Below are 12,374 nucleotides of genomic sequence, written 5' to 3'. Positions count from 1 at the left end.
CTCCTTTAGAGAGCGTAAAAGAACATGAGCGATACCCTGCAGCTGATCCTTGAAGACACCGACGGCACGCAACTGGAAACGTCCTGCACCCGCGTCGCGGTCATGTGGCAAGGCAAAGAGCTGTGGATCCAGCAGGATGGTCGTGGCCAGTTGCTGATCGGTGTGGACGTCGAAGAAGGTGACGCCGAATACGCCAACCTGCTGCTGCGCCCATTGGCGACTAATCTGGTAAGTCTGCAACTGGAAATGGAACCGGCTGACCTCGGCGACGACGAGGAACACGTGCACGGCCCGGATTGCAATCACGACCATTAAGGAAGTCGCTCTATGCTCGCCCTCGGCAAACTGCTTGAACTGACCCTCGCCGGCCGCGAACCGGCGGAGAAGACTCAACTGACTGTCGAAGGCGTGCGGATGCGCTGGTTGAGCGAGGGGGCGCTGGAAGTCCGGCCCCCCGAAGCTCGCGACAACGGCCTGGACCTGCTGCTGTCAGCCGGTATCCATGGCAACGAAACAGCACCGATCGAGCTGCTCGATCGCCTGTTGCATGACATCGCCCGCGGCGACTTGAAGCCGCGCGCCCGTATTCTTTTCCTGTTCGGCAACCCGGAAGCGATTCGCAAGGGTGAGCGCTTTATCGAGCAGGACGTCAATCGGCTGTTCAACGGCCGTCATGAACAAAGCAGCGGTTCCGAAGCCCTGCGCGCCTGTGAGCTGGAGCGTTTGGCCGCGAGCTTTTTCAGCCTGCCCGACCGCGAGCGCCTGCACTACGACCTGCACACCGCCATTCGCGGCTCGAAGATCGAGCAGTTCGCCCTGTACCCCTGGAAGGAAGGTCGCCAGCATTCGCGCAAGGAGCTGGCGCGTTTGCGCGCGGCGGGAATGGAGGCGGTGTTGCTGCAGAACAAGCCGTCGATCGTATTCAGCTCGTTCACCTACGATAAGCTGGGCGCCGAGTCTTTCACCCTGGAGTTGGGCAAGGCGCGACCGTTCGGGCACAACGACGGGGTCAATGTCGATCGCCTGGAGACACGTCTCAAGCACATTATCGAAGGCAAGGAGCCCGAGCTGGCCGATGACTCTCTGGACGGCCTGCAGCTGTTCAGCGTGGCACGGGAAATCATCAAGCACAGCGACAGCTTCCGCTTGAACCTGCCCGCGGACGTCGAGAATTTCTCGGAATTGGAAGTGGGTTACTTGCTGGCTGAAGACATCGCCCAGACCCGCTGGATCATCGAGGAGGAGGGGGCCCGGATCATCTTCCCCAACCCCAAGGTCAAGAACGGCCTGCGCGCCGGTATCCTGATCGTGCCGACGACCGACGAAAACCTGGCCTGACGCGGTTCCTGTAGGAGCTGCCGAAGGCTGCGATCTTTTGATCTTGCTCTTTTCAGATCAAGAGATCGCAGCCTCGTTGCACTCGTCAGCTCCTACGGGGTTCGGTGTTTAGACGGCCAACGCCCGCGGCTCAGCGCGACGCAACGCGCGGATCTTGTGCAGTGTGTCGGCACACGTCTTCGCCGCTTCCTGGCCCTTGTGCACAAAGTGCTCGAAGAAAAACTTATGGTGCTCTTCACCGGCATGGAAGTGATGCGGGGTCAACGACACCGAGAACACGGGCACTTCGGTTTCCAGCTGAACCTGCATCAGGCCACTGACCACCGACTGGGCGACGAACTCGTGACGGTAGATACCGCCGTCCACCACCAGGGCTGCGGCGACGATGCCGGCATAACGGCCGGTCTTGGCCAGCAACTTGGCGTGCAGGGGCATTTCAAACGCGCCGCCCACTTCGAAGAAGTCGATGTCTGATTCCTGGTAACCCTGGGCAATCATTTCGGCCAGGAAACCTTTACGGCTCTGGTCGACGATATCTTTGTGCCAGCAGGCCTGGATGAACGCGACGCGCTCGCCCTGATGGTTTTTGCTTTTGCTGTCGATTGCGGTGGGTTGCATGTTCTGACTCCTGTTTGTGTGAAAAACAGGGCATATGAATCGAATGGGATTTAAGGGTGCGCACGCTCGCACGAATGCGCGCGGACGGCCCTTTGGCGCCAATCCCGTTCTCTCTTCATCCGGACTATGACCGTCGGCCCCGGGATCACACCGGGTCTGCTGACCTTGCCGCCAGTACCGCCGAAGCCGGGACTGCCACCAAGCGCTCGCGGGCTATGCGCGTTGCGCGCAATTACCGCCGGTGGGGAGTTGCACCCCGCCCTGAGAACGTTTGCCGCCATAAAAGTTGGCGGCGCAGCGTTTTTAACACAATTTTTTGCCTGGCGCATAGCCAAAGTCGACGCATAGCCCTGTGGGAGCGGGCTTGCCCGCGATAGCGATGTGTCAGCCTTCGACCCTATCGACTGACAGTCGGCTATCGCGGGCAAGCCCGCTCCCACAGGGTTTGTGTTTTTTCCCGTACCAGGGTTGATTATTCGTCCACATGACCGCAGTAATCCCTGTCTGAAAGGGATTTCCCCTGCTTACCGAGGCCAGATTCATGAGCGTTATCGATCTTCGCAGCGACACCGTCACCCAACCGACCGCCGCCATGCTCGAGGCGATGACACGCGCCGCGACGGGTGACGACGTCTATGGCGAAGATCCGACGGTCAATCAACTGGAAGCCGAGCTGGCCAGGCGCCTGGGTTTTGCCGCCGCGCTGTTCGTCCCCACCGGCACCATGAGCAATCTGCTGGGGCTGTTGGCGCATTGTGAGCGCGGCGACGAATACATCGTTGGCCAGCAGGCCCACACCTACAAATACGAAGGGGGTGGGGCGGCCGTGCTGGGATCGATCCAGCCACAACCGCTGGAAGTCCAGGCCGATGGCTCGCTGGACCTGGCCGATGTCGCCGCAGCGATCAAACCGGACGACTTCCATTTCGCCCGCACCCGCTTGCTGGCCCTGGAAAACACCATGCAAGGCAAAGTCCTGCCCCTGGAATACCTGGCGCGGGCCCGGGCTTTTACCCGTGAGAACGGCCTGGCCCTGCACCTGGATGGCGCGCGGCTGTACAACGCTGCGGTCAAGCTGGGTGTGGACGCCCGGGAGATCACCCGGCATTTTGATTCGGTTTCGGTATGCCTGTCCAAAGGCCTGGGCGCGCCGGTCGGTTCGGTGCTGTGTGGCTCGGTCGAGCTGATCGGCAAGGCGCGGCGCCTGCGCAAAATGGTCGGCGGTGGCATGCGCCAGGCCGGGCTGCTGGCGGCGGCAGGTCTGTATGCTCTGGACAACAACGTACAGCGCCTGGCTGACGACCATGCCAACGCACAGTGGCTGGCCAACGGGCTGGTCAAGGCGGGTTATGCCGTCGAGCCCGTGCAGACCAACATGGTGTATGTGCACATGGGCGACCGTGCCGAGGCCTTCAAGGCCTTTGCCGCTGAGCGTGGTATCCGCCTCAGCGCTGCCGGGCGGCTTAGAATGGTCACGCACATGGACGTCGACCGCGCCGGGATCGAACAGGTGATCGCGGCATTCGTCGAGTTTTCACGCAACTGACAGCGTTAGCCGTCCAATTGACCGTTTCTATCGTATAAACACGCTGTACCCCGCGCGCAGGGCCGATATAATGCGGCCCTTTGCCGTCGCTTCGTCTGTTGACGTTTCGAACAGGCCTTTGGCCGCAGCCTCCGTGGAAGAACCTAATGAAAAGCGCAGAAATCCGTGAAGCCTTCCTTCGCTTCTTCGAAGAGCAAGGCCACACCCGTGTAGCCTCCAGCTCTTTGATTCCGGGCAACGACCCAACCCTGCTGTTCACTAACGCGGGGATGAACCAGTTCAAGGACTGCTTCCTGGGCCAGGAAAAACGTGCGTACACCCGTGCGACCAGCAGCCAGAAGTGCGTGCGCGCCGGCGGCAAGAACAGTGACCTGGAAAACGTCGGTTATACCGCCCGTCACCACACGTTCTTCGAAATGCTCGGTAACTTCAGCTTCGGTGACTATTTCAAGCACGACGCCATCACCTTTGCCTGGACCTTCCTGACCGGCGTGCTGAAGCTGCCAAAGGAAAAGCTCTGGGTGACTGTCTACGCCTCCGATGACGAAGCGTATGACATCTGGACCAAAGAAATCGGCGTGCCGGTCGAGCGCATGATCCGTATCGGCGACAACAAAGGCGCGCCGTACGCGTCCGACAACTTCTGGACCATGGGCGATACCGGCCCGTGCGGCCCTTGCACCGAGATTTTCTACGATCACGGCGACCACATCTGGGGTGGCCCACCGGGCTCGCCTGAAGAGGACGGCGACCGTTACATCGAGATCTGGAACAACGTGTTCATGCAGTTCAACCGCACCGCCGATGGCGTGTTGCATCCGTTGCCAGCACCGTCGGTGGATACCGGCATGGGCCTGGAGCGGATCAGTGCGGTGATGCAGCACGTCAATTCCAACTATGACATCGACCTGTTCAAGAACCTGCTCAAGGCATCGGCTGAGGCAATCGGCTGCGAGAATGGCGATCAGTCGTCGCTCAAGGTTGTTTCCGACCACATTCGGTCGTGCGGTTTCCTGATCGCCGACGGCGTGCTGCCGTCCAACGAAGGTCGTGGCTATGTGCTGCGTCGCATCATTCGTCGTGCCTGCCGCCACGGTAACAAGCTGGGCGCCACCGGCAGCTTCTTCTACAAGATCGTCGCGGCGCTGGTTGCCGAGATGGGCGAAGCGTTCCCGGAACTGAAGAAGCAGCAGGGCAACATCGAGCGCGTGCTCAAGGCCGAAGAAGAACAGTTCTCCAAGACCCTGGAGCACGGCCTGAAGATTCTCGAGCAGGATCTGCTGGAACTCAAAGGCACCGTGGTGCCGGGCGATGTGGTGTTCAAGCTGTACGACACCTACGGTTTCCCGATGGACCTGACCGCGGATATCGCTCGCGAACGCAACCTGACCGTTGACGAAGCCGGCTTCGAGCGCGAAATGGAAGCCCAGCGCGTCCGTGCACGTTCCGCCAGTTCGTTCGGTCTGGACTACAACACCCTGGTCAAGGTTGACGTAGCCACCGAGTTCACCGGCTACAAAGCCACCAGCGGTTCGGCAAAAATTGTCGCCATCTATAAAGACGGCCAGTCGGTTGACGTATTGAGTGAAGGTCAGGAGGCGGTCGTTGTCCTCAACCAGACGCCTTTTTACGCTGAATCCGGCGGGCAGATCGGCGACTGCGGTTTCCTTCAGGCGGGCGAGGCACGTTTCGACGTACGCGACACCACCAAGACTGGCGGTGCGTTCCTGCATCACGGTGTACTGGCATCGGGCAGCCTGACCATTGGCGCGCCGGTGGAGACTCACGTCGATGCCGAAGTCCGTCACGCCACGGCGCTGAACCACTCGGCCACGCACTTGCTGCACGCCGCCCTGCGCCAGGTGCTGGGCGAACACGTCCAGCAGAAGGGTTCGCTGGTGGACAGTCAGCGCCTGCGCTTTGACTTCAGCCACTTCGAAGCCATCAAGCCTGAGCAGTTGAAAGCGCTGGAAGACATCGTCAACGCCGAGATCCGCAAGAACTCCGCAGTTGAAACCGAAGAAACCGATATCGAAACCGCCAAGCAGAAAGGCGCCATGGCGCTGTTCGGCGAGAAGTACGGCGACAACGTGCGCGTGCTGAGCATGGGCGGGGCGTTCTCCGTCGAGCTGTGTGGCGGCATCCATGCCAACCGCACCGGCGACATCGGCCTGCTGAAAATCATCAGCGAAGGCGGTGTGGCTTCTGGTGTGCGACGCATCGAAGCGGTCACGGGCGCTGCCGCCCTGGCGTACCTGAACGCTGCTGAAGAACAACTCAAGGAAGCGGCCAACCTGGTCAAGGGCAGCCGCGATAACCTGATCGACAAGCTGTCGGCTGTGCTGGAGCGCAACCGTCTGCTGGAGAAGCAACTCGAGCAGTTGCAGGCCAAGGCAGCCAGCGCGGCGGGCGACGATCTGTCGGCCTCCGCCCTGGACGTCAAGGGTGTGAAAGTGCTGGCCGTGCGTCTGGACGGCCAGGATGGCAAGGCGCTGCTGGCGCTGGTCGATCAACTGAAAAACAAACTCGGCCGCGCAGTGATCCTGCTCGGCAGTGTCCATGAGGAAAAGGTCGTTCTGGTTGCAGGCGTAACCAAAGACCTGACTGGCCAACTCAAAGCCGGTGATTTGATGAAGCAAGCCGCTGCAGCAGTGGGCGGGAAGGGCGGTGGTCGTCCAGACATGGCGCAAGGCGGTGGTACTGACGCTGGCGCACTGGATGCGGCCCTGGCCCTGACTGTTCCATTTGTAGAGCAGGGTTTATAAGGCAGGGTGTCCGGCCTGTTGTCTAGTGGCGGGCCGGCGCGCTGTTTGAGTGATTATTTGGGCGCCCTTCATGGGCAGAGGCGGCTTTGAAATGGCTTTGATCGTACAGAAATTTGGAGGCACCTCGGTCGGCACTGTCGAGAGAATCGAGCAGGTCGCCGACAAGGTTAAGAAATTCCGCGATGCCGGCGATGACCTGGTGGTTGTGCTGTCTGCAATGAGCGGCGAGACCAACCGTCTGATCGATCTGGCCAAGCAAATCAGTGGCGACGGCCAACCGGTTCCCCGTGAGCTGGATGTGATCGTTTCCACTGGCGAGCAGGTGACGATTGCACTGTTGGCCATGGCGCTGATCAAGCGTGGCGTGCCAGCGGTGTCCTACACCGGCAACCAGGTGCGGATCCTGACGGACAGCGCGCACAACAAAGCGCGTATCTTGCAGATAGATGACCAGAAGATTCGCGGTGACCTGAAGGCCGGTCGCGTAGTCGTTGTCGCCGGTTTCCAGGGCGTCGACGAGCACGGCAACATCACGACCCTGGGTCGTGGCGGCTCCGACACCACCGGCGTGGCCCTGGCAGCAGCCCTCAAGGCTGATGAATGCCAGATCTACACCGACGTCGATGGCGTCTACACCACTGACCCGCGTGTGGTGTCCGTGGCCCAGCGCCTGGACAAGATTACCTTTGAAGAGATGCTGGAAATGGCCAGCCTCGGTTCCAAGGTGTTGCAGATCCGTGCGGTGGAATTCGCCGGCAAGTACAACGTTCCGCTGCGCGTACTGCACAGCTTCAAGGAGGGTCCGGGCACCCTCATTACTATTGATGAAGAGGAAACCATGGAACAGCCGATCATTTCCGGCATCGCTTTCAATCGCGATGAAGCCAAGCTGACCATCCGTGGCGTGCCAGACACCCCGGGTGTTGCGTTCAAGATCCTCGGCCCGATCAGTGCCGCGAACATCGAAGTCGACATGATCGTGCAGAACGTTGCGCACGATAACACCACCGACTTCACCTTCACCGTACACCGCAATGACTTCCAGGCCGCACAAACCGTGCTGGAGAACACCGCTCGCGAGATCGGTGCCCGTGAAGTGGTGGGCGACATCAAGATCGCCAAGGTCTCGATCGTCGGCGTCGGCATGCGCTCCCACGCAGGCGTAGCCAGCCGCATGTTCGAATCCCTGGCCAAGGAAAGCATCAACATCCAGATGATCTCGACTTCGGAAATCAAAGTTTCCGTAGTGATCGAAGAGAAGTACCTGGAACTGGCTGTGCGCGCTCTGCACACGGCTTTCGAACTGGACGCACCGGCTCGTCAAGGCGAGTGATGCGTTTGCCAACAGGCGCGGTCTGACCGCGCCTGCTGTTTTTTGAAAGGCGCGACCCAAGGCTGTTCTTTTGCTCGCGCTGGTCAATACTCAGGCATGTAGGGCTGCGACCTTTTCAGGTGGTAGGTCGAGTGCCTTTTTTTTGCAGACTGTTGTCCCTGAAATGAAATGCGTGAGGAGAAAGGTATGCTGATTCTGACTCGTCGGTGCGCAGAAAGCCTGATTATCGGTGATGGCGAAATCACCGTGACCGTGCTCGGCGTCAAAGGAAATCAAGTGCGTATCGGTGTCAACGCCCCGAAAGAGGTAGCGGTCCACCGTGAGGAAATTTACCTGCGTATAAAGAAAGAGAAGGACGAAGAACCAAGCCATTAATTTTTATCGCTTTTTATGTTTGCAAACGGGGAAGAAGCTGGTTAATATACGCCCCGTGTTGCGGAGAGCTGGCCGAGTGGCCGAAGGCGCTCCCCTGCTAAGGGAGTACACCTCAAAAGGGTGTCGGGGGTTCGAATCCCCCGTTCTCCGCCATTATTTGCTTAGTACGTTGTAATCTGGCTTTTTCGGTAAGTTGTTGAAATTACTAGAAAAAGTGTTTGACATAGAGATTAGACGGCCTATAATGCGCGGCAACAAATGCACTCGTAGCTCAGCTGGATAGAGTACTCGGCTACGAACCGAGCGGTCACAGGTTCGAATCCTGTCGAGTGCACCATTTAAGAGTTGTTTGCAGCAATGCGAATAACTTGGCTCCAACCAGTTGTGATCTGGTATAAAAACACAAATGCACTCGTAGCTCAGCTGGATAGAGTACTCGGCTACGAACCGAGCGGTCACAGGTTCGAATCCTGTCGAGTGCACCAAACACCAAAAAGCCCGCCTCTAAAGCGGGCTTTTTGCCGTCTGGGATTTGCCTTCTTCCGCGATGCCCCTTCTCTCATCCGATTGCACCGCCGCGCTGCGGCCTCGCTTCGCAGTGGTGAAATGTCGTGGCGGCTGCGCGGGCCTGGCAGGCAGAAAAATCCAGCCAGGAAAAATAATAGCCAAGCGATGGCATTAATCGTTCTCCATGACGGTCCTAGAGGAGGGTGGCCGCTACATTTTCCTCAAGCACTGTGTTTTCTCTTCGCCATGGGTCGTCGCACATTAAACGGTCAGGGCGGCACTCAGGTTTGTCTTGCAAGCGCTTGTTTCCAGCCGCGATTTTTTAACGTTTAAAACTCCCCGGCGGTGTATGATTGCGCCCGTCAGCCCCGCCGGGGCTTGTGGAATACCTTCATGGACTTACCCAGTAGTTACTTAAAGAGTCACTTGAAATCCCGATTGTCCAATCATGAATTGACTGATTGATCCTCCCGGCGTGCCCCGCTGCTGGGAGTGGAGCTCGCCTATGTCTGAAGTTGAAGTAAAGAAAACGCAAGAAAGCCTGCAAGATCGCCTCGCTCAAGTCGTTGAGCTGTTGCAGCGCCAACGTGTGGTCGAAGACCTGACTCACCGTCAGGAAGGGCCGCACCATCAACGGGTCGAAAATCTGGTTCACCGGCAGAACTTGGTCGAGCTGCAACGCAAGCTCGATGACCTGCACTCCGCCGACGTCGCCTACATCCTCGAAGCGCTGCCGCTTGATGACCGCCTGACGCTTTGGCAGCTGGTCAAGGCCGATCGCGACGGCGACATCCTGCTCGAAGTTTCTGATTCGGTTCGTGAAACCCTGATCGCCGACATGGATGATCACGAGCTCCTGGCAGCAGCCAAGGACATGGACGCCGACGAACTGGCTGACCTGGCCTCCGAACTGCCGCGCGACGTCGTGCACGAGCTGATGGAAACCCTCGATAGTCAGCAGCGCGAGCGCGTGCGCTCCGCGTTGTCCTATGACGAGGAACAGGTTGGCGCGCTGATGGACTTCGAGATGGTGACGATCCGCGAGGATGTCAGCCTGGAAGTGGTCCTGCGCTACCTGCGGCGCTTGAAAGAGTTGCCGGGTCATACCGACAAGCTTTTTGTCGTCGACTACGACGGCGTGCTCAAGGGTGTCCTGCCGATCAAGCGTCTGCTGGTCAACGACCCCGACAAGCAGGTTGCTGAAGTGATGGCCAGCGATCCGGTGAGCTTTCACCCGGACGAAGATGCCTACGACGCGGCCCAGGCGTTCGAGCGTTATGACTTGATCTCCGCACCCGTGGTCGACAAGAACGGCAAGTTGATAGGTCGTCTGACGATCGATGAGATGGTCGACCTGATCCGTGAAGAGAGCGAAAACGAAGTACTCAACATGGCGGGTCTGCGTGAAGAGGAAGACATCTTCGCGTCCGTCTGGAAGTCCCTGCGTAACCGTTGGGCCTGGCTGGCAGTGAATCTGGTCACCGCCTTCATCGCCTCGCGGGTCATCGGCCTGTTCGAAGGCTCGATCGAGAAGCTGGTAGCACTGGCGGCATTGATGCCGATTGTGGCGGGTATTGGTGGCAACTCGGGTAACCAGACCATCACGATGATTGTTCGGGCCATGGCCCTGGACCAGGTGAGTACCGGCAATACCTCGCGATTGATGCGCAAGGAGCTGGCGGTAGGCCTGATCAACGGGCTGGTGTGGGGTGGGGTTATCGGCATCGTTGCCTATCTGCTCTACGGCAGCTGGTCGTTGGGGGTGGTGATGACGGCCGCCATGACGCTGAACCTGTTACTTGCAGCATTGATGGGGGTGCTGATCCCCATGACGCTGGCCCGGCTGGGACGAGACCCGGCAATGGGTGCCAGCGTGATGATCACTGCCATGACCGACAGCGGTGGTTTCTTCATCTTCCTGGGGCTGGCTACTATCTTCCTGCTTTGACCTGCAGAGCTAAAAACCCGCCCTCATCAGGCGGGTTTTTTTACGCCTGGATTTCAGGCAAAAAAAAGCCAGCAATTAAGCTGGCTTGGGGAATTCGGCTGAATCAGGACGCGTCTGCAGCCATCTCGGCGTCATGGGCGATCAGTGAAACCAGCGCGTTTTGCTGGCGATGAGAAAGTTGGCGGAAGCGTTGCAACAGTTCGCGTTCGTGTAGTGACAGCTCCGGGCTGTCCAGGCGCATGCTCAGCTCTTCGCCCAGCGCACCTTCCTGAATAAGGCTTTGCTCAAGGCGAGCAATAATTTCGGAGTTCATGCTGCGATGATGATTGCGAGCCACTTCGGCAATGCGTTCACGCATTCCGTCTGGCAGACGTACGACAAACTTGTCAGCCGTACGGCTGGAATAAATTGCCTGTTTCAATGGGCGCATATATTTAACCGGTTAGTTCAGGGGAGCGGTTCTTGGGATTGGCCGCAGGATGTCTGATAGGACAAGCGTTCGGGCCAAATGTTCAACCTGAATTGATAGAAGCCCGCATGATGCCTCAAGATTGCCAGTTCGTTGGCGTCAATTCTGTGACAAATATTGAACCGGATAAAGGCTTTCTGCCAGCACCAATTATCAGAAATGCGGACTGGTTGGTAAGTTTGGCGGGTCCGCGTCTCCGGTTGCCTGCTTCCCTGGCGGATGATGTCCGAAGACCTCATAAGCTCGTGTCAAAGCGCGCCCTCATTGCGCCCTCTATTAGAGAGTAGTGGCAATTGGCCGATTTACTAGGGAGGACGTGTGGGGGAGGGGATATTCAGGATGGATGGCAGTCGGGCCTGCCTTATCCGGACGCTGGGCGATGATGAAGCTGCCTGGGGAAAAGCCAAGGGGCCCTTTGAGGACCCCTTGGAGATTGCAATTCGATTCGCAGGCGTTAGCGTAGTACGGGATCAAACTTGATTTTGCGACCAGCAATCAGCGCCAGCAGGAACAGGATGCCAGATACTGCGCACACAACCAGCGGCGCAGTCACGAGGGTGTCCTCGGTCAGGGCCACATGCAACATGCCGCTCATTAGACATAAGGCGAGAAATCCTGTGGCCCATTTGGACATGCTGTACTCCTGATGAAAAAATTCAAAAAACCAGGCGATCCGAAGATGGCGTGATGGCGACCGCCATCGCCTGACTCGCGTCCTGTGCGGATGCGCGGGTTGGGTTGTTCATGACGGCAAGCTGAGGAGCCCTTTGCAGCTGAAGGTAGTGAGGCGTTCGCTGGTTGGCAGCGACCTCGTCATTCTTCGGAGCAAAATGAACACCCAATACGATCGCCAGGGCGATTGCATTGGCTACTAATAGAGTGCTGTTCATGAGGCTGGCCTCCGCTTGTGTATGAAAGCAGTTAAAGCAGGCAGCATGCCAATGATTTATCGGCTTTTATATCAATAAAATCAATAGGTTAGTGCTATTGGTAGGCAGGCCGGCATTGCATTTTGCAAGAATGGGATTTTTGTCCTGGTGCAATCTGCACGATGGGCGTGAATTTCCTGACGAAAATGCCTACGCTTAAAAAGGAAGGGTACGACATGACAAACGGGGAACTGGCCGTTAACATGCAGGCCGTCCTCCGCAAGAACGGTGGCGATCAGTGTCTCAGTAGCTCAATTGGATAGAGCATCCCCCTCCTAAGGGGAAGGTTGGCAGTTCGAACCTGCCCTGGGACACCACATTATTCAGGCTCTTGAGCCCTTACTCTGATTAGCTGAAATGTTGCTGCGAAAGCAGTATGGCGATGGGAGTAAAAAAGCCCCGCTTGCGTTGCGCAAGCGGGGTTTAATGAGATGGTCAGCCTGACCGAGAAGCCCTGCAGGTTTACGCTTGCAGGGCTTTTCTCGTTTTCGGCGGAGGATCTCTCATGAATACGATGACGCTTCTCGGTATCGACATTGGCAAACA

General features: G+C 58.2%; 12 protein-coding genes, 4 tRNA genes and 1 riboswitch. Of the genes, 11 read left to right on the top strand and 5 right to left on the bottom strand.

Annotated features, from left to right (window positions below):
* Positions 1 to 24 precede the first annotated feature (24 nt).
* Positions 25 to 315: a hypothetical protein gene (locus tag EQV97_RS17345; RefSeq protein ID WP_045057447.1), complete on the top strand. Its 291-nt coding sequence runs from the start codon at positions 25 to 27 to the stop codon at positions 313 to 315.
* Between the two features lie 12 nt (positions 316 to 327).
* Complete coding sequence (astE, locus tag EQV97_RS17340; RefSeq protein ID WP_122840232.1) at positions 328 to 1,338, top strand: succinylglutamate desuccinylase; 1,011 nt, start codon at positions 328 to 330, stop codon at positions 1,336 to 1,338.
* Positions 1,339 to 1,446: 108 nt separating this feature from the next.
* Here the strand turns inward: astE and EQV97_RS17335 are convergent, their stop codons facing one another.
* Entirely contained in the window at positions 1,447 to 1,956 is a 510-nt protein-coding gene (locus EQV97_RS17335; RefSeq protein WP_045057445.1) for a 6,7-dimethyl-8-ribityllumazine synthase, read from the bottom strand.
* 102 nt (positions 1,957 to 2,058) lie between these two features.
* Positions 2,059 to 2,229, bottom strand: a riboswitch (FMN riboswitch).
* A 268-nt stretch (positions 2,230 to 2,497) separates the two neighbouring features.
* Here EQV97_RS17335 and ltaE point away from each other — a divergent pair.
* The 8 genes from ltaE (at position 2,498) to mgtE (ending at position 10,430) form a co-directional block, all read left to right on the top strand.
* Positions 2,498 to 3,502: a low-specificity L-threonine aldolase gene (ltaE, locus tag EQV97_RS17330; protein ID WP_240889351.1), complete on the top strand. Its 1,005-nt coding sequence runs from the start codon at positions 2,498 to 2,500 to the stop codon at positions 3,500 to 3,502.
* A 146-nt stretch (positions 3,503 to 3,648) separates the two neighbouring features.
* On the top strand, positions 3,649 to 6,267 hold the full coding sequence (gene alaS / locus EQV97_RS17325; RefSeq protein WP_122840234.1) for an alanine--tRNA ligase: 2,619 nt from the start codon (positions 3,649 to 3,651) through the stop codon (positions 6,265 to 6,267).
* A gap of 91 nt (positions 6,268 to 6,358) precedes the next feature.
* The gene (locus tag EQV97_RS17320; RefSeq protein ID WP_031319071.1) at positions 6,359 to 7,600 is read left to right on the top strand and encodes an aspartate kinase; all 1,242 of its coding nucleotides are present in this window, start codon (positions 6,359 to 6,361) and stop codon (positions 7,598 to 7,600) included.
* Between the two features lie 186 nt (positions 7,601 to 7,786).
* Complete coding sequence (gene csrA, locus EQV97_RS17315; RefSeq protein ID WP_002554426.1) at positions 7,787 to 7,975, top strand: carbon storage regulator CsrA; 189 nt, start codon at positions 7,787 to 7,789, stop codon at positions 7,973 to 7,975.
* 62 nt (positions 7,976 to 8,037) lie between these two features.
* Positions 8,038 to 8,128 (top strand) — tRNA-Ser (locus EQV97_RS17310).
* A 107-nt stretch (positions 8,129 to 8,235) separates the two neighbouring features.
* A tRNA-Arg gene (locus EQV97_RS17305) sits at positions 8,236 to 8,312 on the top strand.
* Between the two features lie 71 nt (positions 8,313 to 8,383).
* Positions 8,384 to 8,460, top strand: a tRNA-Arg gene (locus EQV97_RS17300).
* 527 nt (positions 8,461 to 8,987) lie between these two features.
* Positions 8,988 to 10,430, top strand: a complete 1,443-nt coding sequence (gene mgtE, locus EQV97_RS17295; protein ID WP_240889350.1) for a magnesium transporter — start codon at positions 8,988 to 8,990, stop codon at positions 10,428 to 10,430.
* A gap of 103 nt (positions 10,431 to 10,533) precedes the next feature.
* Here mgtE and EQV97_RS17290 read toward each other — a convergent pair whose 3' ends face one another.
* The 3 genes from EQV97_RS17290 to EQV97_RS17280 form a co-directional block, all read right to left on the bottom strand.
* The gene (locus EQV97_RS17290; protein ID WP_003178899.1) at positions 10,534 to 10,860 is read right to left on the bottom strand and encodes an Arc family DNA-binding protein; all 327 of its coding nucleotides are present in this window, start codon (positions 10,858 to 10,860) and stop codon (positions 10,534 to 10,536) included.
* Between the two features lie 493 nt (positions 10,861 to 11,353).
* The gene (locus tag EQV97_RS17285) at positions 11,354 to 11,533 is read right to left on the bottom strand and encodes a PA3371 family protein (RefSeq protein WP_240889349.1); all 180 of its coding nucleotides are present in this window, start codon (positions 11,531 to 11,533) and stop codon (positions 11,354 to 11,356) included.
* Between the two features lie 22 nt (positions 11,534 to 11,555).
* Positions 11,556 to 11,789: a hypothetical protein gene (locus tag EQV97_RS17280; protein ID WP_122840237.1), complete on the bottom strand. Its 234-nt coding sequence runs from the start codon at positions 11,787 to 11,789 to the stop codon at positions 11,556 to 11,558.
* A 279-nt stretch (positions 11,790 to 12,068) separates the two neighbouring features.
* Here EQV97_RS17280 and EQV97_RS17275 point away from each other — a divergent pair.
* Positions 12,069 to 12,145 (top strand) — tRNA-Arg (locus tag EQV97_RS17275).
* A gap of 2 nt (positions 12,146 to 12,147) precedes the next feature.
* On the opposite strand, the gene EQV97_RS17270 is transcribed toward EQV97_RS17275, so the two are convergent.
* Positions 12,148 to 12,374 (bottom strand): hypothetical protein (locus tag EQV97_RS17270; RefSeq protein ID WP_240889348.1); only part of this gene is annotated, 227 nt, incomplete at its 5' end.

Source organism: Pseudomonas sp. TMW22090 (genome assembly GCF_022496665.1).
GTDB lineage: Bacteria > Pseudomonadota > Gammaproteobacteria > Pseudomonadales > Pseudomonadaceae > Aquipseudomonas > Aquipseudomonas gregormendelii.
The sequence above is the reverse complement of the archived record's forward strand: the minus strand, read 5'-3'. Positions and strand labels throughout refer to the sequence as shown.